Source organism: Arthrobacter rhizophilus (assembly GCF_026241105.1).
Lineage (GTDB): Bacteria > Actinomycetota > Actinomycetes > Actinomycetales > Micrococcaceae > Arthrobacter.
In genome coordinates, this window is record NZ_JAPFFT010000017.1 from 59,894 (window position 1) to 80,708 (window position 20,815).

General features: G+C 63.2%; 22 protein-coding genes. 6 read left to right on the forward strand and 16 right to left on the reverse strand.

Annotated elements, in window-relative coordinates:
• Positions 1 to 33 precede the first annotated feature (33 nt).
• From OOZ51_RS14735 to OOZ51_RS14750, 4 genes are all read right to left on the reverse strand, one after another.
• Positions 34 to 324, reverse strand: coding sequence for a hypothetical protein (locus OOZ51_RS14735; protein WP_265980499.1), 291 nt, complete (start codon positions 322 to 324; stop codon positions 34 to 36).
• Positions 314 to 754, reverse strand: coding sequence for a flagellar export chaperone FliS (gene fliS, locus OOZ51_RS14740; RefSeq protein WP_265980500.1), 441 nt, complete (start codon positions 752 to 754; stop codon positions 314 to 316). Before fliS ends, OOZ51_RS14735 begins: the two co-directional genes overlap by 11 nt.
• 11 nt (positions 755 to 765) lie before the next feature.
• Entirely contained in the window at positions 766 to 2,145 is a 1,380-nt protein-coding gene (fliD, locus tag OOZ51_RS14745; RefSeq protein ID WP_265980502.1) for a flagellar filament capping protein FliD, read from the reverse strand.
• 116 nt (positions 2,146 to 2,261) lie between these two features.
• Positions 2,262 to 3,116, reverse strand: coding sequence for a flagellin N-terminal helical domain-containing protein (locus OOZ51_RS14750; protein WP_265980504.1), 855 nt, complete (start codon positions 3,114 to 3,116; stop codon positions 2,262 to 2,264).
• Between the two features lie 298 nt (positions 3,117 to 3,414).
• Between OOZ51_RS14750 and OOZ51_RS14755 the strand changes: the two genes are divergently transcribed.
• From OOZ51_RS14755 to OOZ51_RS14775, 5 genes are all read left to right on the forward strand, one after another.
• The gene (locus tag OOZ51_RS14755) at positions 3,415 to 3,915 is read left to right on the forward strand and encodes a flagellar protein FlgN (protein WP_265980506.1); all 501 of its coding nucleotides are present in this window, start codon (positions 3,415 to 3,417) and stop codon (positions 3,913 to 3,915) included.
• A gap of 44 nt (positions 3,916 to 3,959) precedes the next feature.
• Positions 3,960 to 5,381, forward strand: a complete 1,422-nt coding sequence (flgK, locus tag OOZ51_RS14760) for a flagellar hook-associated protein FlgK (protein ID WP_265980507.1) — start codon at positions 3,960 to 3,962, stop codon at positions 5,379 to 5,381.
• A gap of 3 nt (positions 5,382 to 5,384) precedes the next feature.
• Positions 5,385 to 6,272: a flagellar hook-associated protein FlgL gene (gene flgL / locus OOZ51_RS14765; protein WP_265980508.1), complete on the forward strand. Its 888-nt coding sequence runs from the start codon at positions 5,385 to 5,387 to the stop codon at positions 6,270 to 6,272.
• On the forward strand, positions 6,269 to 6,700 hold the full coding sequence (locus OOZ51_RS14770; protein ID WP_265980509.1) for a flagellar assembly protein FliW: 432 nt from the start codon (positions 6,269 to 6,271) through the stop codon (positions 6,698 to 6,700). The genes flgL and OOZ51_RS14770 overlap by 4 nt, the downstream gene beginning before the upstream one ends.
• A 254-nt stretch (positions 6,701 to 6,954) precedes the next feature.
• On the forward strand, positions 6,955 to 8,520 hold the full coding sequence (locus tag OOZ51_RS14775; RefSeq protein ID WP_265980510.1) for an APC family permease: 1,566 nt from the start codon (positions 6,955 to 6,957) through the stop codon (positions 8,518 to 8,520).
• Between the two features lie 82 nt (positions 8,521 to 8,602).
• Here OOZ51_RS14775 and OOZ51_RS14780 read toward each other — a convergent pair whose 3' ends face one another.
• Entirely contained in the window at positions 8,603 to 9,148 is a 546-nt protein-coding gene (locus OOZ51_RS14780; RefSeq protein WP_265980511.1) for an AMIN-like domain-containing (lipo)protein, read from the reverse strand.
• Between the two features lie 378 nt (positions 9,149 to 9,526).
• Here OOZ51_RS14780 and OOZ51_RS14785 point away from each other — a divergent pair, with 378 nt between their 5' ends.
• Positions 9,527 to 11,161, forward strand: a complete 1,635-nt coding sequence (locus tag OOZ51_RS14785) for an HNH endonuclease (protein WP_265980512.1) — start codon at positions 9,527 to 9,529, stop codon at positions 11,159 to 11,161.
• A 126-nt stretch (positions 11,162 to 11,287) separates the two neighbouring features.
• Here the strand turns inward: OOZ51_RS14785 and OOZ51_RS14790 are convergent, their stop codons facing one another.
• The 11 genes from OOZ51_RS14790 to OOZ51_RS14840 form a co-directional block, all read right to left on the reverse strand.
• Entirely contained in the window at positions 11,288 to 11,590 is a 303-nt protein-coding gene (locus OOZ51_RS14790; RefSeq protein ID WP_028266109.1) for a DUF4193 domain-containing protein, read from the reverse strand.
• Between the two features lie 238 nt (positions 11,591 to 11,828).
• A complete protein-coding gene (locus OOZ51_RS14795; protein WP_265980513.1) occupies positions 11,829 to 12,578 on the reverse strand; it encodes a hypothetical protein in 750 nt (249 codons plus the stop codon).
• 59 nt (positions 12,579 to 12,637) lie between these two features.
• A complete protein-coding gene (locus OOZ51_RS14800) occupies positions 12,638 to 12,916 on the reverse strand; it encodes a hypothetical protein (RefSeq protein ID WP_265980514.1) in 279 nt (92 codons plus the stop codon).
• 81 nt (positions 12,917 to 12,997) lie between these two features.
• On the reverse strand, positions 12,998 to 13,174 hold the full coding sequence (locus OOZ51_RS14805) for a hypothetical protein (protein ID WP_265980515.1): 177 nt from the start codon (positions 13,172 to 13,174) through the stop codon (positions 12,998 to 13,000).
• A 56-nt stretch (positions 13,175 to 13,230) separates the two neighbouring features.
• Positions 13,231 to 14,091, reverse strand: coding sequence for a DUF6454 family protein (locus OOZ51_RS14810; RefSeq protein ID WP_265980516.1), 861 nt, complete (start codon positions 14,089 to 14,091; stop codon positions 13,231 to 13,233).
• Positions 14,072 to 15,619 carry an inositol monophosphatase family protein gene (locus tag OOZ51_RS14815; protein WP_265980517.1) on the reverse strand — a complete coding sequence of 516 codons (1,548 nt, stop codon included), beginning with the start codon at positions 15,617 to 15,619 and terminating at the stop codon, positions 14,072 to 14,074. Before OOZ51_RS14815 ends, OOZ51_RS14810 begins: the two co-directional genes overlap by 20 nt.
• Positions 15,616 to 16,692 (reverse strand): ABC transporter ATP-binding protein, encoded by a 1,077-nt coding sequence (locus tag OOZ51_RS14820; protein WP_265980518.1) that lies wholly within the window; start codon positions 16,690 to 16,692, stop codon positions 15,616 to 15,618. Before OOZ51_RS14820 ends, OOZ51_RS14815 begins: the two co-directional genes overlap by 4 nt.
• Positions 16,693 to 16,723: 31 nt before the next feature.
• The gene (locus OOZ51_RS14825; protein WP_265980520.1) at positions 16,724 to 17,593 is read right to left on the reverse strand and encodes an ABC transporter permease; all 870 of its coding nucleotides are present in this window, start codon (positions 17,591 to 17,593) and stop codon (positions 16,724 to 16,726) included.
• Positions 17,593 to 18,555 (reverse strand): ABC transporter permease, encoded by a 963-nt coding sequence (locus OOZ51_RS14830; RefSeq protein ID WP_265980522.1) that lies wholly within the window; start codon positions 18,553 to 18,555, stop codon positions 17,593 to 17,595. Before OOZ51_RS14830 ends, OOZ51_RS14825 begins: the two co-directional genes overlap by 1 nt.
• Complete coding sequence (locus OOZ51_RS14835; RefSeq protein ID WP_265980524.1) at positions 18,552 to 19,712, reverse strand: extracellular solute-binding protein; 1,161 nt, start codon at positions 19,710 to 19,712, stop codon at positions 18,552 to 18,554. The genes OOZ51_RS14830 and OOZ51_RS14835 overlap by 4 nt, the downstream gene beginning before the upstream one ends.
• Before the next feature lie 165 nt (positions 19,713 to 19,877).
• Positions 19,878 to 20,696, reverse strand: a complete 819-nt coding sequence (locus OOZ51_RS14840; RefSeq protein ID WP_265980526.1) for a COG4705 family protein — start codon at positions 20,694 to 20,696, stop codon at positions 19,878 to 19,880.
• Between the last annotated feature and the right edge of the window lie 119 nt (positions 20,697 to 20,815).

The following is a 20,815-nucleotide window of genomic DNA, read 5'->3' on the forward strand; positions in this document are numbered from 1 at the left end:
TCGATCGTGGAAGTTGTTTTCGGTGCGTTCTCTTCAGCCTTGGACGTCAAGGAACAGCGGCCGCGCTGTACTTTGGGTGTTCGGGACAGTGCTGAGGGCGTCCAAGTGGGCCAGAGCGTCGTTGCGGACCTTGCCGAGCATGGCCATTGCTTCCAGCTGCGCGTCGAGGACCCGCCGCGCCCTGTCAGCCAATTCCACTGGAAGAGGCCTGGCCTCGTCGGGAGGATTCCATGGCGCGGGTTCTCCGCTGACGAAGGCCTCTGCGATGCCGGCTTCCAAGCGGTCCAGGATTTCGGACCATTCCTGAACCGAATCAGCCGACACCGAGCATGCCGTTCGTCCTGGTCGTGGCGGATACCGTGGCCTGGACCGGCAGCTGTGAGGCAGCCTCGTGCCATCCTTGCCGTAGGGGCTCCAGGAGCGCAATGCATTCCTTGGTCCGGTTGACGTCGCGGTAGATGTTGGCCCCGATCATGGCTTCCATGGCGTACTGGTAGATGCTCAGCAGCCCGGGCGCCCCATCCCATGCATCGGTCTTCAAGGTGGAGGACAACTCGGTGACGATCGCCTGTGCATGCAAGAGGTTTTCACTTGCGACTCCCCAGTTGGCGTTCTCCTGGGCGAATTGGGCGCGGTTCAGGTCCAGGAGCAGCCGATCATACAGCATGGTGAGCAATCGGGCCGGCGGGGCGGAAAGGACTGCATCGTCGTTGTAGCGCGAAAGCTGGCTGGCGCGGAGGGCTGTGGAAGTCATGGTTACGCTCCTTACTTGGTCGAGGTCGAGAGGCCGGCAATCTGGCCCGTGAGCCATGATTGCTGCGCGTTGAGTTGGCCAAGGGCGACTTCCATGGCGTTGTACGTGGTTTGCAAGGTCAGCCGCCTGGTGGCCAAGCGCTGGTCCCAGTCGGAGATCTGGCTGCCCAGATCCGCCACTTCGGATTGTTGTCCTTTGATCAGGCCGGTAACCGAGCCGCTGATCGGATCGGTTGCATTGTTGGCGGCGTCGGACACCCGGGACGCGATGGTTTGGAGTGCTGCTTGCGTACCGGAGGGGTCCGAGGCCAATGAGGATTGGAGCTTGGCTGCGTCAAAAGTGAAGTTGCCGTCCCTGGTGACGTTAATTCCGTACTCGGACGGAGACTTCCCGTTCACGGGCATCGACATCGCGGCGAAGACGTCGTCGTTGACCGCGCGGATGCTGCTGTTGCCGGTGAAGATCCCGCCGCTTGCCGCGCTGGCGCCCTTCGCGTCCGTTGTCTGGGTCACCGTGCTGTAGATGGACACGAAGCCAAGCACGTCATTGACCGCGTTCACCAAGTCGCCGGCCTTTTTGGTGATCCCTGTGGAGTCACTCGCGATGTTGACGGTCACAGGTCCGGCTGTGGCCGCTGACGCTGTGACTGATACACCGGGAAGCAACTCGGTGAAAGTGTTCGTTCCGGAGGTGATCGTCTGGGCTGCCGACGTGCCGGCATACAGCGTTGCTTTGGCGTCTTGGGCGGCCTTGACCACGGCGGCCGAGGGGTCTGCCATCAGGTCGGTTGCGGTGCCCGCGCTCACTTGCGCTGCGGTACCCTGGTAGACGCTGAAGGCGCCTGTCGAGCCGGAAGTGGCTGCGGTCAGTTGAAGTCGATAGGTCCCGTTGCCTGCGGGAACCTTCACGGCCCGCGCCGGGCCGGAGGCTGCGTTGATTGCCGTCACGACGTCGTCGAGGGAGGTGGATCCCGGCGTGATCTCGGTCTGTTTTCCCGTGGAATCGACGAGTGTGAGGTGCGCGGGAGCACCCGAGCCGTCCGTAGGCCAACTGGTGATGGCGGCGCTAACATCCACTTGGCTCTGGGCCAACTGGGTGACTGTGACATCAATAGAGCCCGCGGTCGCGGAGGTGGTCGCCGTCGCAGTGAGCAGTGGCGAGCTCGTGGTGGCGGTAAACAAGTTCATGGCGTTCAAGGCCGAGTCGCCGCTCGCAAGGCCCTTCAGTGAAGACAATTTGGAGTTGAGCGACTGAAGCGTCGAAATCATCGTCTGGTCTGACACAAGCTTTGTCTTCAGTTGTGTCTGCGGTTGTGCTTCCACAGCCATGAGCGAACTAATGATTGAGGTGGTGTTCAAGCCGCTGGCGAGACCGTCGATCGAGCTTCCCACGGTTTGTCCTTCCGGATGTGTTGGTTATGTCAGCGGGATCCGGACGCGAATGGCGGCCAAGGGGTATACCCGCCCTGGCCGCCATTCGCTTATTACCGGTCTGTTACCGGAAGGTCCTAGCGCAGGAGCGAGAGAATGCCCTGGCCGGACTGGTTGGCCTGGGCCAGCATTGCGGTGCCGGCCTGGGACATGATGTTGGCCTTGGTGTACTTGACCATTTCCGCAGCCATATCGGTGTCCGTGATGCGGGACTGAGCCGCCTGCAGGTTTTCGCCGGAGACCTGGAGGGTCTTCGTGGCGTGTTCCAAACGGTTCTGGGTTGCGCCCAAGTCAGCGCGCTGAGCCGAAACCGCGGCGATGGCAGTGTCGATGGTTCCAATCGTTGTCTGAGCTGTTGCGCTCGTGCCGACCAGGAAGCCGGCAGCACCAGCAGCACCAGCCAGCGTGCCAACGGCGGTGGGAACGTCGCCAAGGGTGATGGCGATCTTGTCGTTGGCGCTGCCGCCAGTACCGACCTGGATGCTCAGGGTAGCGCCACTGTTGCCACCTGCACCCTGGAGCAGGTCAATGCCATTGAACTGGGTGGACTTAGTGAGACGGTCCAGTTCCTTGCCGAGCGAGTCACCTTCGCCCTTGATAGCCGTGCGAGATGCGGCGTTGTTGGTGTCGTTCGAGCCCTGGACAGCGAGGTCACGCATGCGCTGCAGGATCGAGTGGACTTCGGTCAGGGCGCCTTCAGTGGTCTGGATGACCGAGATGCCGTCCTGGGCGTTACGGGCGGCGACTGCCGAGCCGCTGACCTGGGACTTCAGTCCTTCCGAGATCGCGAGGCCGGCTGCGTCGTCAGCGGCACGGTTGATGCGAAGGCCACTCGAGAGCTTTTCCATCGACTTGGACACGTCGTTTTGCGTGCGGTTGAGGTTGCCGTAAGCGTTGTTCGCCATCAGGTTTGTGTTGATTGCCATGCCCATGATGTATTCCTCCGTGATTGGGTCTGGTATTACTCCCAGGCCGTCCGTGGCCTGTCACTTCTGGTTATCGGAACGGCGGTTCTGTTGGTTAGCAAAAGCCGCAGGAAAAATTTGCTGCGGCCCACAAGATCGACCATCGGACGCTTGACTGGACAAAGTGTCCAAATCATGCATCAACAACTCCTAACGCATGGGGCAAGGCGGCCGATAGTTGTTTCCAGCGCGGTGAAGGCACAGGGGAAGTGCTTTCTCGCGGGAACGCACCCGAAAACCAACCCGGAACTGGAGTTGACCCGCCATGGCCATCCATGAACTGTCGGCCCTGCTGTGGCGAGAGCGTGAGCTGCTGGATCTGCTGACATTCAAGCTGGAGGAGGAGCAGCTGCTCCTCACGGCAGGCAAATCCCGCTGGTTGCCACATGGCACGCGGGAAGTGGAGCAGGTCCTGGAGCACCTCTCCAAGGCCGGTCTGGCCAGGGCTGTGGAAGTAGCGGCCGTGGCAGAGCAATGGGGCCTGCCCGCGGAGGCCTCGCTGGGCGAGCTGGCCTCGGCCGCCCCGGAAGAGGCCTGGGCTGATGTCCTGTCCGCGCACCTGAATGCCATGCACCAGCAGACCGCCACCATCAAGGAGCTGCGTGATTCCAACGAGCAGTTCCTCCGCGCCGCCGTCCGTTCCACCCAGGAGACCATGGCGGACCTGAAGCCGGCTGCGGGGACCTACGACTCCCACGGCCGAACCGGATCCCAGGGCCGGACCGGGGAATCAGCCCCGTCCCGCCTTTTCGACCAGCAATTCTGACCGAAACTCATCAAACGCAGCCCCGGACCACCAAAGGATAAGCAGTGAGCACATTCGGCGGACTCAACACGGCCTACCTGGGCCTCACCGCAGCGCAGCAGGGCATCAACCTTGCCGGGCAGAACATCGCTAACGCCGGCACCGACGGCTACACGAGGCAACGCATCGAACAATCAGCGATCGGCGCACCGGTCCGCACAGGCCTCAGTTCCGCCGGCGTGCAGGCTGGCCAAGGCGTGTCAGTGGACGGGATCGCCCGCCTGGGCAACGGCTTCCTCGATGCCGGGGTGCGCTCCAGCGCCGCCCAGGCAGGCTACGCAGGTCAGAGGTCCACAGAACTTCAACGGATCGAGGGGTCCCTCAACGAGCCCGGGGCTGCCGGGATATCGACGGCGCTGCAGAACTTCTGGTCCTCGTGGCAGGGAGCCTCCAACCACCCTGGCGAAGCGGCGCCCGCCGGCGCCGTCCTTCAGGCAGGCACTACCCTCGCCGCGACTGTATCAACGGGTTACCGGGCTTTGGACTCACAGTGGACGCGCGTCCGTGGGGAAGCGGCAACGACCGTTACGACGCTGAACGATGCCGCAGCCCGCGTGGCTGGACTCAGTGCGACCATCCGCTCCGTGACGGCCTCGGGCGGCTCTGCCAACGAGCTCATCGATGCCCGCAACCAGGTGACTGAAACCATTGCGTCCCTGGCCGGGGGAACTGTCAGGGATAACACCGATGGCACGGTGGATGTTTTCGTCGGAGGCAATGCCATTGTCTCGGGCACCTCGCACCGCGATCTCACCTTGGCAGGCCAAGCAACCATGGGCGCCTCAGGTTCAGCGGTGCAGTTGGAATGGGCCGACCGACCCGGCGTCGCTGTTCCCCTCGACGGCGGAAAGCTCGCCGGTGCGGTATCCCTCCTCGCCCCGGCCGCAGCTGGAGGGACGGGAGGCGCCGTCTCCGAAGCCGCGGCTTCCTACAACGCCTTCGCCACAAAACTCATGAACGACGTCAATGCCGTTCACCGCACCGGACAATCCCCCAAAGGCGCCACCAACCTCGATTTCTTCTCCACGAACCCCGCAGGACCTGCAGCCTTGTCCCTCACCGTGGTCCCGACCAGCGCCGCGGGAATCGCCACCGGCGCTCCGAGTTCCGGCGCCCTCGACGGCAAAATCGCGGACGCCGTGGCCCAGATTGGTGCATCGCCCGGATCCCCCGACGCGTTCTGGTCCGGCATCGTGACCGGCATTGGCACGGTTTCCCGTTCGGCGCAGCAACACGAGCAGCTCGCCGACGCGGCGAGCGCGGCCGCCGTCGGCCAGCGTTCCTCCGGCGCGTCCGTCAGCCTTGACGAAGAAAACATCAGCCTGCTCACCAACCAACACGCCTACCAGGCGGCAGCACGGGCAATGACCGCAGTAGACGAAACCCTCGATGTCCTGATCAATCACACCGGATTGGTGGGAAGGTAAACCATGCTGAACCGTGTCACGAACCTGACGATGTCCGCGGCCGCCCAACGGAACCTGCAGGCCGGGCAGTCCAAGCTCGCCGCCCTGCAGGACAAGGCCAGTACCCTCAAAAACATCACCCGGCCCTCCGACGATCCCGAGGCCACGGCGAACCTGCTTGCCACGAAGAGCCAGCTCAGTGCCGCTGGACAGTATGGAAACAACATCAGCGACGGCAGCGGGTGGCTGACAACCGCCGATTCGGCGCTCGGCCAGGCCACCAACCTCCTCAACCGCGTCCGGGACCTCACCGTCCAAGCCGCCAACGGCTCCCTCAACAGCACCGCCAAGGAGGCGATCGCCGTCGAAATCGAAGGCCTCAACAAGGATCTTCTTGCCCAAGCGAACACCCAATATCTGGGCCGCAACGTCTTCGCTGGAAGTTCCGATTCCGCGGGGGCGTACAGCAATGCTGCGCCGCCGGTGTACAACGGAACGCCAGGCGGCACGGTGGAGCGGCGCGTTGATGCATCCCAGACAGTGCGGGTAGACGCCGACGGCGGTGCCATCTTCGGAGACGGCGCCAGTTCGGTTTTCGCTTTGGTGAGCAACGTCGTCGCGGACATCCGCTCCGGTGCGGATGTCAGCGCCCGCTTGGCAGCAATCGGTGACAGGATCAAGGCAGTCGTCACCGGGCGCGCAGACGTCGGAGCGAGGCAGGCCAAACTCATGAGCGCCCAAGATTCCAACGATGGGCTGAAGGCAACACTGGACGCGCAGCGTTCCGGTATTGAAGACGCTGACATAGGAAAGACGGTCCTGGACTTGAAACTGCAGGAAACCAACTACCAGGTTGCCCTCGCGGTCACCGCCAAGGCACTCCAGCCAACGCTCATGGATTTCCTGCGATGAGTACGGCACTGGCTTTTAGTGAGCTGAGCTTCACAGCGCCGATGCCCGGGCTTGAGGCCTCCGACGGGTTTGCCTTGCGGGGAATCGACGGCGCCCCCGGACTCTACGCGATGGAGTCAGCCAACCCGCGGATCCGGATGTTCCTGGCCGACGCCGCCGTCTATGTTCCGGACTACGCCCCCGCCATCCCCCACTCAACGCTGGAGGTTCTCGGCTTGGACCGGACTGGGTTGGACGGGGCTGGGTTGGACGGCAATGTTCCAGATCCGATGGGGTTGGCAACCGTCCTCGTAGTGGTCAACCCGACTCCGGAAAAAACCACGGTCAACCTCGCGGCCCCGATCGTGCTGAACCCTGAAACAGGACGTTGCACGCAAATTGTGCTGGACGGCGACGACTACTCCCTCCGGGCCGAACTGAGCACCTGAGCAGCCCCAATCCCCCTATTTGAGAAGTGAGATCTCGGCTCTTTCAGCCTGCGAAAGAGCCGAGATCTCACTTTTCGCGCGCCACAAAACCAAAATTGTTCGTCAAGACCCCTTGCGCCAAGGCCTCTCCCCGTCCATACTAAATGAACGTCATTCATTTAGTGACTCTCGTCTCAATGGAGAGCAATCTGCATGACCGAATACCACAGCATCACCCAGCGACACCTCTCGGCCATCTAGAAAGAGCCAATCACATGACTCAAATAACCCGCCCAAGCGCAAGGAAATCCGTGGAGGCCCACGATCCCGCCGGCACCGAACACGGCATCAGCGGCAAAGGACTCAAGACGGGGCAGCTGGGGCTCCTCGCCGTCGTCGTCCTTGGCATTTCCTCGGTGGCACCCGCCTATAGCCTGACCAGCTCGCTTGGCCCGGCAGTCAACGCAGTGGGCCTGCAGTTGCCCGCCATCTTCATCGTTGCCTTCATCCCGATGATCCTGGTGGCATTCGCCTACCGCGAGCTCAACGCAGACTCCCCCGACAGCGGCACCACCTTCACGTGGGCCACCAAGGCCTTCGGCCCGTTCATCGGTTGGATGGGCGGCTGGGGACTGCTCGCTGCCAACATCATCGTCCTTTCCAACTTGGCCGGCGTCGCGGTGGACTTCTTCTACCTCTTCCTTGCCCAGGTTTTCGGCAATCCCGATCTTGCTGACCTGACGTCCAACAAGGCCTTGAACATCGCCACGTGCCTTGCCTTCGTGGCGCTGGCAGTGTGGGTGAGCTACCGGGGCCTGCACGCCACCAAACTGGTGCAGTACGCCATGGTGGGATTTCAGGTGGTGGTCTTGGGCGTCTTCATCGTCATGGCCCTTACCCATGCCTCCTCCGGCGATACCCCCACGGCCATCGCTTTCAGCTGGGACTGGTTTGACCCGACAAAGATCAGCAGTTTCGAGCAATTCGCCGCCGGCATGTCCCTCGCGGTCTTCGTCTACTGGGGTTGGGACGTCTGCCTGACGGTCAATGAAGAGACCAAGGGCGGCAAGGGCACCGCCGGCAAGGCCGGCACCACGACGGCGATCGCCGTGCTGGGACTCTACGTCGCCGTGATCGTGGCCACGATGATGGTCGCCGGGATTGGCGGCGATGGGATCGGGCTGAACAACCCGGACAACCAGTCGAACATCTTCGCCGCATTGGCCTCGCCCGTCATGGGTCCGCTGGCCATCCTGATGTCCCTCGCTGTACTCGCAGGCACCGCCTCGTCCTTGCAGTCCACCATGGCTTCGCCCGCCCGCAGCCTCTTGGCCATGGGACATTACGGCGCCCTGCCGCAGAAGTTCTCCAGCGTCAGCAAGCGCTTCGGTTCCCCGGGTTACGCGACCATCGTTGCCGGCGCGATCTCCGGCGGGTTCTACGCCATCATGAAGGTGGTCAGCGAGAACGTCCTCAACGACACCATCCTGGCGCTGGGCTTGATGATCTGCTTCTACTACGGAATGACCGCGTTCGCCTGCGCTTGGTACTTCCGGCACAGCGTGTTCAGCAGCGTCCGCAACTTCTTCATGCGCCTGCTCTTCCCGGTGGTCGGCGGCGTCGTGCTGACGCTGGTCTTCGTCCAGACGGCGGTGGACAGCTGGTCGCCGGACTTCGGCAGCGGGTCCGAAATCTTCGGGGTCGGCCTGGTGTTCATCATCGGCATCGGCATCCTGGCCCTCGGAGCGGTGGTCATGCTGGTCATGGCCCGCGTCCGGCCCGGCTTCTTCCGCGGCGAAACCCTGCGCAAGGACACCCCTGCCCTCGTAGTTCCCGAGTAGCATCCAACTCGCGGAAGCCCTGTTCCGGATCCACCCGGAACAGGGCTTCTGTGCGTGTTCATCCCGCCGACCGGGGGTTGCTTCACCACATGTTGGCCACATCAATCACAAGGCGCGATCCTGTTCCCGGGCCGGCCAGCGTGAAGACCCTGAACGGAAGCCGTGCACGGACGCCCAATCCGAGGCTGGTGTAGCCCTCGAAGCTTCCCGCGTATGCCACTTGCCGGAAGGTTTTGTAGCCGGCGACGTCGGTCAGTTCCGTCTTGTTCGCCGGGTTGTACGTGGCACTGCCGCTTGAGTTGTACGCGGGCGCGTTGACCGTGACTTGCAGGAACGCATTACCCCTCAACTCAACGGGCAGTCCGGAGCCGTCCTGCAATATCTGTGGAACGTACCGGATCGAGTAGCCTGCAACCGTGCCGTTCAGGTCGACCACTAAACGGTCAAAGCATGGTTGCTGCCCCGTCCTGACGTTGACAACTGGAGCCTGGGTCAGCGCCGAGCTGGACTTTGCGAGCGATCCCCAGACGATCCCGCAATACGGGGCTGCCGAAGCTGCCCCCGGAGCCATGAAACCAAGTCCAGCGGCAGCTATCAAAGCTGCCAACCACACCTGAAACTTTCTCACTTGGGCCCACTCCTCCTAAATGCTTGATTCGATACCTCAAGCGTAGAAGCGTCGGGGCCCTTTCAGGAGCTTCGTGTCCGCTTCGGCACCCAACCGTTAATGAACCCCGCGCAAGGTCACGGGGACGTCTTTCGGCTTCCCGGATTCCGCGATTTTCGGTGGCTTCAGCGCCGTTTCGCGCCACCGTTCGTTATCCCGGATAACGACGGCGGAACCCGCGGTTCCGGCCTGAGCCCTCCTACTGCGGTTGCGGAGCGATCGATCTTGGGCCGTGAGAATCTCGGGGCGCTCGATGGCCTGTCCTGATGATCTTTCGGGTTTTTTCGACCGGATGGTTGTCCGCCCAAAAAAGTCGTACCCCTCTGGAATGCTTTGGTCATGGCCGGCATTCGGGGGAAACAGTTGATCGGGGCGGGCGCGCCTTCTGGCAGCCAAGTTCCGGATGCTGCCGTCCCGTGCGTCCGTGTGCAGGATCTGATCGACGCCGTGAACTCGCTCCGGCCAGGAGTCGGCAGCACGGCAGCAGCCGGCGGCACGCAATCGGCCGGCAGCACGGAATTGCCTGACAGCGCCGAACTGATAAACCAGTTGCGCGGTCTTGAGGATCTCAAGTCCGCGGTCGCCGGTGCCCAGGCCCGGATCGCCATCGCGTTCGATGCCGCCCAGCGCAGCGCCGAGAAAGCTCTGGGCATTCCGGCCGACGAACAGGGACGCGGCGTCGCCGCGCAGGTGGCCCTGGCCCGGCGGGAATCCCCCGCCCGCGGATCCCGGCTCCTCGGACTCGCGAAAGCCCTCGTGACCGAAATGCCGCACACCCTCGCCGCCCTGGACACCGGACAGCTGAACGAATGGCGCGCCACCCTGCTCGTGAGGGAAACAGCCTGCCTGACCGCTGCGGACCGCCGCGCCGTGGACGAAGAGCTCGCCGCCGACACCGGAACCTTCGACGGCGCCGGAAACCGGGCCATCACCGCCGCCGCCAAGACCGCAGCCTACCGGCGGGACCCCCGCTCCGTCACGCAACGCGCCAGCCACGCCGCCACGGAACGGCACGTCAGCCTCCGCCCGGCACCGGACACCATGACCTACCTCACCGCCCTGCTTCCCGTCGCCCAAGGCGTGGCCGTGCACGCGGCCCTGTCCCGGCACGCCGACACCCTCCGCTCGGCCGGGGAGACCCGGACCCGGGGCCAGATCATGGCCGACGCCCTGGTCGAACGCACCACCGGCACCCCCGGCGGGATCACGGGCATCGAAGTCCAGCTCGTCATGACCGACCGCACCCTCTTCCAAGGCGACAGCGAACCCGCACGCCTGCCCGGGTACGGCATCGTCCCCGCCAGCTGGGCCCGGACCCTGCTCACCGGGAACCACCACCAAGGCGAAGACAGCCGGCCGCCACACGGCCAAACCGGGAACAAGCACGCCGCACCCCGCCAGCCCGAGCGAGGACGGGGTGCCCCCGGGGAGCCCGGGCACGGCGTGCCCGGACAAGCCCGGGAGCTGAAGCTCTGGCTCCGGCGCCTCTACACCGCTCCCGGAATCGGGGAACTCGTGGCCGCGGATTCCCGGGCGCGGCTCTTCCCCGCAGGGTTGCGGCGCTTCATCCAAGCCCGCGACGACACCTGCCGCACCCCGTACTGCGACGCCCCGATCCGGCACTTCGACCACATCATCCCCTGGCACAACAAAGGCCCCACCAGCCTGGCCAACGGCGCGGGCCTGTGCGAAGCCTGCAACCACACCAAAGAACTCCCAGGGTGGACAGCACGAACCCCGACAGCAAAAACCCGCCCCGGGACACGGCACAACTTCGAAATCCGCACCCCCACCGGACACCACTACCGATCAACAGCCCCGCCCCTGCCCGGAACCGAGCCGCCAGGAACCGAACTGGAAGGAACAGGGCTCCCCGAAAGTGCGCCACCACATTCCAGGCAACACCGACGCAAGCTACGACACCAAGCCAAAGCCCTCAAATACGCCCAACCCGCCAAACTGCAGGCTGCCTGAGGGGCTCAGGCGAGCACGACGCCGGTTACCGGCCAGCTGCGCCGCAGGGGCATCGGGTCCCGCAGGCATGCAAAAGCCCCGCCCAGCTGGTGCGCTTCCCGGGCGGGGCTGCTTTACGTGCGGGGTTTAGCCTTCGCAGTCGCGGCAGTACTTGAGGCCGTTCTTTTCCAGTGCGATCTGCGACCGGTGACGGACCAGGAAGCACGATGAGCACGTAAATTCATCGGACTGCTCCGGGACAACGATGACGGTCAGTTCTTCGCCGGACAGATCGGCGCCCGGAAGGTCAATGCCCTCGGCTGTGTCGTTCTCGTCGACGTCGATGACAGCAGTCTGGGCACCGGAGCCGCGCGACGCCTGAAGGGCCTCGAGCGATTCGGCGGGAGACTCTTCTTCGGTCTTGCGTGGGGCGTCGTAATCGGTAGCCATTGGTGTGGTTCACTTTCGTTGCTGCATAGTGCCATTTCAGGCACCTCAGTGAAGCAGTTTAGGGCATAGTACACGCCAGCAACGAATAGTGTGTTCAACAAGACATCTGGCCACGTGAAAACCCCAGAATCTCGAGGTCTCAGCTACTCCGCGGCGCGGGAACGGCTCACAAATCTCAGCTTCGACGGACGTCCCATCCAGTCCGAGAGCTCCGAAATAAAAGCGAAGCAATCCGCGCCTACCTCAGGCCCCGGGCGGCGAACACCTGCTCGGTGGTTATTAGGAGAGGGCCAAGGGATCTGCGGGCCTCATCGAGGGTGTTCGGATCGGGCAACCGATCTTCAAACCAGGACGGAAGATCCCGGTGTTTAAGGAGCGTTGATGCGGCCCCTACCTGTTGCACCGTCCAGAACGGCGCGAGGGGATCCGGCAATCGGTGGCCGGGACCAAGGACCTGGACACCGTAAGCATCCGGTACCTGCTGCGCCAAAAAGTATGTCGCGAATTGGGAATCACTGAGGTGTGGCCGCGCAGGCCAGTCATGATCCTGGAATCCGTGCCAGATTCCAGCTCCTAGCCTGGCCCGCTTGACGCACCCGTACTCGATCTGATCAGCCAAGGACGCCAGCAGGTCGGCCAAATCGGCCACCGCAGGCTCCCAACGACGATCCGGATCAATACGGCCGAACTGGACAGTCCCCCAATCCCCGAATTCAACACTCCTGATTTCGTCAGGCCCGTTGACGCAGGCAAGCGAACTCGCCGTGTAGGGGTCCCACCCTGTTTTGAGGACTGCTTTGCGCTGGCTAGCCGTACATTTCACGTGCGACCAGGCAGTGCTCACGTAATGGGTACCGGACGGTAGCTGGCACCATTCCAGGGCCACGTCAATCAGAGCGTCCATCAGCTCAACCGGCACAATCAGTCGGTTGATGGCTTCGGGGTCTGTTTCGCCGATCAAGCGAACACCGGCGATGTACCCGGCCATATTCAAATCGGGGTGACCGACGATCCGGTGCTCCCGAGGAAGGGCACGGAGGGCTCCGGTTACGCCTTCGGCCTCGATGCCGGCGGCCAGGCTTCAAGAAGGGAACGGGCCCTTGCCGTCGAGTCCGCCCGGTGGATGGCAACGATGGGGCCCAAGGGGTATGGTGCGACACCGCCCTGGCCGGCCCCGGCAGCAGGCAGGTCCATTGTGGCAAGAACCCGTTCGAGAAGTGTTACCGCTTCGGGTTCGGAAAGATCCGATTCAAAATAGGTCCGAAGGATCGGAACATCCACCCACGATTTCAGGATGGCCTTGGTGTAAACCTGAACAGTTTCCATGAAGGCTCATCCCATATCGAAGGAGTAGGTGCCGCAGTTGTTGGTTCCAACTATTTCAGCACACAAGCGCCTTCATTTGCGCTACTCCCCTGCGCGGATTTTCCGGGCCTGGGCGTCGGCGATGGCCACGCCGCTGAGGGCCGGAAGCCAGCCATACCGGGTGGCTTCAGTGGCTCCGGAGGCCCCCAGTTCGGCAGCATCGTAGAAGTAGGCTGCCTCGATCCAGGCGCTGACCTTGGACATGATGGATACGATCATGGGGCCACGCTATCCACGCCCGGTTCAGGACCCGTTTCCGGACTGTCACGGCTGTGTTAAATGATCCGGTAGCTCAGGATCCGTGTTCCGCCGGAATCGTCACCGTCGTCGGGAGCAGCATGAAACAGTAGCCCGGATTCATCCGCGGTGACCGTGACGGGATTGCGGGTGATGACGTGACTGGCAGCGCTGAACACGCTGACGGGGACGTCCCGCCTGATCCTTTGCCGAAGTGGTTCCACCAAGGCCAGTCCCCCGAGTTCAAGCGAGCTGCCACCAGCCTGAGGCAGCAGTGAAATACCGCTGCACAGCAACAGTCCGGGACCAAGGAGTTGGGCGTCCTGGTAGTCAACGAAATGGCCGGGGTTCTCCCACTGGTCCAGCAAACGGCCCTCTGTATCCCAGGTGTAGAAGTGCCGGGAACCCCAGCTTCCACCGAAGACGAGGTCCAGTCCGGGATCACGGAGGATCCAGCCAATGTGGTCGTCCACGCGGAACCGCTCGCGAACCTCGAAGCTGACCGGATCGATCGTGTAGACGATGCTCCGGCTCCGGGCCCGGTATTCGGCCACTGAGACCCACACATGGTCGCCGTCGAAATCGATACCGCCGGGGTGGTACACCGTGTCCTCGCCCACGGGGATATCCCGTAGCAGCCCGCCGTCCGGGTCGAGGACGAAGACGTGCCCGCTCCCCCGCCCGGGAGTGCGCAGTGCCGGATCAGCCGCAGGGCGCGGCGGATCGAGGATTTCAACAGAAGACAGGAATGTCAGTCCCCTGGCGAAAGCCATGCCCTGCGGGTGGTGGGTCGGGAAGTCGAGGTGGACTTCCCCGAGCAACTCAAAACGGCTCCGCCGGTCAATCCCGGAAACAGCGTCGGCGAGCCGGGTGCGTGTCTCAGTTGCCGGCGTCGGCACTTACTTTCCTCCACAGTTCGTATAGCTCGGCGGAATACTCCGGACGGACCGCAAGCACCCCACCATGTTCGGGGAACATGTCCGTCTCACCCTCGGAGTTGAGGACAACGCCCCCGGCCTCATGAACTATAAGCGTGGCGGCCAAGTGGTCGATCGGGCTGAAGCCGCCGATAATGGCTCCCGCACCGCGTCCGGCGGCGACGCCCACCACGGTCATGGTGGCTGACCCCATGATCCGCATGATGCTGTGCCGCTCGCCAAGCTCCTCAAGAAGCTCCAGCATGCCCGGCCACGGCAAGTGCCCCGCCAGTTCCGTCGCCACCACGGTTCCTGCCAAAGGCGCCGGCGAAACTCCCGCAGGAGCCAGCAACAGCGGCTGCCCGTTCAAGCGGGCACCCCAGCCAGCCACGGCTTCGAAAATCTCGCCACGCCACGGGTCCGCGACGACGGCCACCTCGGGCCTGCGGTCCACAGCCAAGGCAAGCGAGAACGCCGTCCAGGGAATGTGGTTCACGTAGTTAGTGGTTCCGTCGACCGGATCAAGGTACCAACACGGTGCGCCGGGCACGGCGACTCCGCCCATTTCTTCGCCAACCACGGTGTGGCCGGGAAGGCGGGCAGCAATCACTTCGCGGACGTAGCGCTCGACGGCGACATCCACTTCCGTGACCAGGTCAGCAGGGTGCGCCTTGGTAGAGACCTGGCCGCGATCAGCGTCGCGCATGTACCCGACGGCCCACCCGGCAAGTTCCAGGGCGACTTTCCGGGACTCGAGAACCTCGTCCCCGGCCAGCGCCTTGGGCGCCTGGGCCGAAGACCATGCTTCGCGATCTTCGGCGATGGCGCTTTGCAACAGATCCAGCTGGTTGCTGGTGATCGAATCCACGCCAAGTCCCAGCGCCCAGCGCATGGACTCCAAGTCATCCACGGTCCAGCAGGAAACCTTCGCCCCCGCGGAGTGAATCTGTTCCACCATGTCCTTGCTGAGAACCACGTATTCGGAATTGACGAACTCGGGATTCAGTTCGGCCAGCAGGTCTTCCGGCGGGGCGACCCTTTTGTTCCACGGCAGCCAGATCCGGGCATCCTTGTCCAGTGCGCGGATGGTGCGCATTCCGTCCAGGTTCCCGCACCAGGACACTGCCACGCCGCTTTCGCGTACGACGGCGGCAGCCGCCTCGGCAGGGCCCGGCTCGTCCATGTCGATGAGCAGCGTAGACGGGCTGCCGCGGAAAAGTTCGAGGGCTTCGGAGAGCAGCGGGATGCGTTCTTCTCCGGCGCCCAACTGGCTGATCCGCTCATAGTCGACGCCTGCGGCGTCGCAGTCCAGACCCCAGATCCTGAGGAGGGAAGCGTCGTGGAGCAGGATCACTTGCCCGTCCTTCGTGACCCTGACATCCACTTCCACGAGGTCCGCGCCCGCTTCGATGGCTGAGGCGATCGCAGGCAGAGTGTTTTCCAGGAAGTTGCTGGAATCACCACGGTGGGCGGTGGCGCGGGTCTTTTCGGTGGCTGCGATGCGGCTCAACGTGCAGCGCCCGATTCGGCTACGAGCCGCCCGTCCCGGAAGGTCATGGCCTTGCGAATCTCCGCGTAGGTCTGCTGGCCCGGCTGCATGAGTTCGCCCGTGACGAAGCTGCGGAGCTGAGCATCTGCCCTGCGCAAGTACACCTCCTGGAAATGTCCGCGGGGGACAACCCTTTCAACCGTCGCCGGGAGTGCGCCGTCGAACGGCACGTCATGCAGGATGACGTCCTCCGGTCGGATCCCTAGGATATCCCCGCCCGCTGAGATGAGTCCGTTGTTGAGCGAGCCCTCCACGCGGTTCATACTGCCGATGAAAGTGGCCACAAACTCGGTTTCCGGGCGCGCATAGAGGGCCTCCGGGGTGCTGTATTGCTCGATCCTGCCCGCATTCATGACGGCGATCCGGTCGGACATGGACATCGCCTCTTCCTGGTCGTGCGTGACGATGACCGTGGTGATGCCCAACTCCTGCTGGATCTTGCGGATGTCTTCGCGCACTTTGACACGCAGTTTCGCGTCCAGGTTGCTCAGCGGCTCGTCAAGGAGCAGGAGCTTCGGTTCCTGGACCAGGGCCCGGGCCAAAGCCACGCGTTGCTGCTCACCGCCGGAAATGCGCGCCGGCTTGGAATCCTTGTGGTGCAACAGGCTGACCAGTTCCAGGACGGTTTCCACCCGGTCATTGATCTCGGCCTTGGACATCTTGCGCAACTTCAGCGGGAAGCCGATGTTCTTGGCCACGGTCATGTGGGGCCACAGGGCGTAGTTCTGGAACACCATCGCGCTGGGGCGGTTCTCCGCGCCCAAGTGGGACACTTCCTGGCCTTCCACCTCGATGGAGCCGGCGTCGGGTTCCAGGAAGCCGGCGATCATCCGCAGCGTAGTGGTCTTGCCGCAGCCGGAGGGGCCCAGCAAGGACACGAGTTCGCCCTCGTTCACTGACAGGTCCAAGTTGTCGATGATCGTACGGCCGCCGAGGATCTTGTGGAGGCCGCGGATGGTCAGTCCACCGCCAGCCGCGGCGCCCGGCTCGGTGGTGCTGGCCGGTGGTTCAGTCAATGGTTCATGAATTGTCATGGGGTCTCTGTCTGACGTTGAGCGCAGGGCGCTATTTGATCTGGAAGCCCTCGGCGAGCTGGCCGCCGAGGATGTGCTTGTGCGCCGCGAGCATGAGGGCTACGGAGGGGATGGCCAGCAGAATGGAGAAAACGGCCGCCACCTGGGTGGGGTAGTTCAGCACCAGGCTGTACATCTGGGTGGGCATGGTCATGAAGGCCGGCGCACCCACCAGGTACGTTCCTTGCGCTTCGTCGAAGGACGCCAGGAAGGACATCACTGCGGCGACGATGATCCCGGGCAATGCCATGGGGAGCGTCACTGAAGCGAACACGCGCAGTTTGGAGGCTCCGGCGTCGCGGGCTGCTTCCTCCAGGTTTCGCGGCACGGCAGCGAACGCTGCCGCGGGGATCCAGGTCATGAAAACCACGGTTCCCAACACGTGCACCACCAGGATTCCCAGCACGGTGTTCATCAGGTTCAACGCGTAGAACAGCGCCGCGAGGGTGACGAACAATCCCATCTTGGGGAAGGCGTTGGTCGCGAACAGGCTGATCAGGAAGAACCGGCGTCCGGGAAAATCAAAGCGGGCAAAGGCGTAGGCCGCAGGCAAACAAATGATTGCAGAAACCAGGACCGTCAGCGGAGCGAAGAACAGGGAGTTCTGCACCGCGACGCCGAGTGCGCCGTCGTTGATGACAACCTGCCACCAGCGCAGCGTCCAATCGTCGGGAAGGAGGTTGGGAAACGTCCAGTTACCGGCGAAAGCGCGGACACCCAGCCAGAGCAACGGGCCCAGGATGAAAACCACCATGAGGACCACGAACAGGACCACCAGGGCGCTGCGGACCATCGAGTCCAACGTGAGCGGCCGGCGGGTGCGGGACGCAGGCCCGGTGCGGGAATCAGTAATGATAGCCATCAGACTTTCCCCTGTTCCTTGGCGGAACGGAAGTTTGCCCACACGTAAAGCGCGGCAATTCCGGAGGCAATCAGGAACACAGTGAAGGCCATGACAGCGGACTGCTGTGGCTGGTTGAAGGCAGAGAAGTAGTTGGACATGTCCACTCCGAGCATGTTCGGCGAATTGGGCCCTGTGAAGTAAGGGACCGTGAACGATCCAACGATTCCGATGGCGGTAAACGTCGTCGCGATGATGATCGGAACAGCGGCCATGGGAACGATCACCGAGACGATTGTGCGCAGGGAGCCGGCACCGGCGTCGCGGGCTGCTTCGATCATGGCGTTTGGCACGGACTGTAGCCCGGAGGAGACCATGAGCACCGCGAAAGGAAGCGAAGTCCACACCGAGCCGATGATGACCGTGACCATGGTGAAGGCCCACACGGGGAAGTCGAGTCCGAAGAGGGCGAAGACGCTCCGCAGGAAACCCGTACCGGAATAGAAGGTCAGGATCGCCCAGGAAGCGATGACCACCGGGATGAACAGCGGCACAATCGCAAGGCCGGAGAGCAGGCGGGCCATTCGGCCACCCTTGAGCTTGAGGTAGAGCCCGATCCCCAGGGCCAGGAAGAGGACCGTTACAGTGCTCACGAGAGTCACAATGACCGTGACGAGGAGGTCCCCGAGGAAACGCTTGTTGGTGAACATCTCCTGGTATGCCGCCAGGGTTCCCCACCAGGCGTCCGCCTCGTGCACGTTCTGGCCAATGGTGGCGATCGTGTGGTTCAACCCGCCGGTCAGTCCGATGCTGAAGCCGAAGGCGAGCACGATCGGGAAGCCGATAAAGAGCGCGATCAGCAAGATCGGCGGGAGGGCCATGAAAAACCCGACGGCGCGCTGGCCTAGGCGCTTCGGTCGCCCGATGCGAGCCGGCGGAACCTTAGGTTCCAGTTCCGCCGGCTTGTGCAGCGTTGTTGTCACTGGCCAGGAACCTTCTGGTCCCAGAGGTTGTTCAGGTCTTTGCCCATCTGGTCGAAGTAGCCCTTACGCAGGTTGTTCGTGTCTGCGTCCTTGAACTTCTCCTTCACATCTGCTGGCAGCTTGTCCAGGCTGATGGCCGGGAAGCCGGACATTTCCTTGATGATCATGGACTGCGCGTCCGGCGTCAGGACGAAGTTGGCAAGCTTCAGGGCCGCTTCCTGACGGGGCGAGGACTTGGGAATGCCGAGGTAGGCAGCGCCGCCGGTGAAGGACGGGTTGCTGATCTGGGTTGCCTTCACGGTGGACGGAATCTGGCCGTTGGTCGAGCCGGTGATGAACTGGTCCGACCAGACGGGGGCCATGGAGATCTGTCCCTTGGCAAGCAGGTCAAGGGTCTGCTGGTTGCCGTTGGGGTAGACCCCGCTCTGGAAGACGGAGGAGTTGAGGTCCTTCAGTGCCGCGAAGCCCTGGTCCCAGTACTTCTCGAGGTCCTTCTCGTAACCGACGGCCATCTTTGCGCGGGCGTCGGCCGGGACGAACTTGTCCAAAACCGTGGCAACGAATGCGCCACCGGATCCTCCGGACTTGGGCGAGTTGTAGGTGAACTTGCCCGGGTTTGCCTTGATCCAGGCGAGCAGTTCGTCGAGAGTCTTCGGCGGGGTGGCGACAGTCTTGGTGTCATATGCCAGGAGCACTGCGGACCCGCGGTACGGGATGCCGCCCGTGCCACCGGCTTTGATGACGTCCTGCGGGACATCGTTCAGGGCCGAAATCGTCTGGGAGCTCACGGAGGTCAACAGGTTGGCTGCGGAGGCCTTGGAGACGAAGCCGCCGTCCACCAGGTCAAAGTCAGGTTCCTTGTTCTGTTCCGTGGCGCTGGTCAGTTTCGCCAGTGTCTGGGCGTCGTGCTCGCCGTGCAGATCCAGCGTGACCTTCACGTGGTAGCCGGGATTGGCCTTTTCGAACGCGGGGACAAGGCTCTTTTCCCACAGGTTCTGGACGTTGGTGTCCCCACTGATGAACACGGTGACGGTCTTGTCCGGTGATGCGCTGGCGCCATTGTTTTGGGCCGATGCGGTACTGCTTTGCGCGCAGCCGGTCACAGCGGTGGCTGCAACTACGGCGACGGCGGCCGCTGCTAGGAAGCGGTTGGTCATGGTGTTCCTTCATCTCGTCTCGAAAAGTCCCGCAAATGCAGGAACCACCATCCAAGGTCAAAGTGAAGGAGCGGGTCACGGGTCATGAATCCGCGGTTAACCGGAAACAGAATTAACGCGAATATGTCAGGACATACGAACAACAGTACGAAACGCGCACGTGCACTACGCGGGGGTTCGCCGCCTTGCGATCGTCAAGAACGCGACCAAGACGGCTATCGCTACGGCCAGGACCAGGCTGACCGGTCCGGTGCCCCAATCGAGTCCCCCGCGGTCAGGGGAAACGGCGGTCCAGTCGGCGAAGGACGCACCCAATGGCCGGGTCAGGATGTACGCGGACCAAAAGGCCGGGATCGCTGCCAGCAGGCGGCGCAAGTGGGCAAGCGCGGGGACCGCAATAGCAACTGCGAACATGATGCCTGAGGCAAGGTAGCCGAGGCCCAGCGTGTAGGCGGTCAGGTCCCCGGTAGCCGTGCCGAGTGCGAAGGTTGTCAGCACCGCAGCCCAGTAGAAGGACTCCCGACGCCGGGTGGTGATGCTGTGAATGGAGAGAGTCTTCTCCCTCTGGTGCCAGAGCACGAAAACGACGGCGAGCGCCACGGCGAAGAACAGGGTCGACGCCAGGTAGGGAACGCCGAGCCCCACATGCACCGCGTCGGCAGCCATAGTGCCGAACACACTGACCATCGCGACGGCGGTCCAGTAAACCCAAGGAATGTATCGGCGGACCGAGAACTGCAAGACCAACGAAATCAGCAATGCTGCGAACCCCAAGGACAAGGCGATCTCGGGTTCGAACCGGTGGACGAGGAAGTCGGACGTCGTTTCGCCCATCCCGGTGGTGAGGATCTTCACTACCCAGAACAAAAGGGTGACCTCTGGGACCTTCGAGGCGGCGGCTCGGGAGACTGCGTTCTTCTGTTTTCCGTCGGCTGCTACGGCGTCCTCGACCCGCGGGCTGGCGGTCAGTTCTTCGGGCATCATGGCCCCATTGTTCATGGCCTTCCCGAACGTTTCCCGAAAATGACGCGGGGCGCCAGGATCGGACATGAGTCCTCAAGCGAATTCCGTCGATCGGAAGGGACAGAATTCCCCTCGTCAAA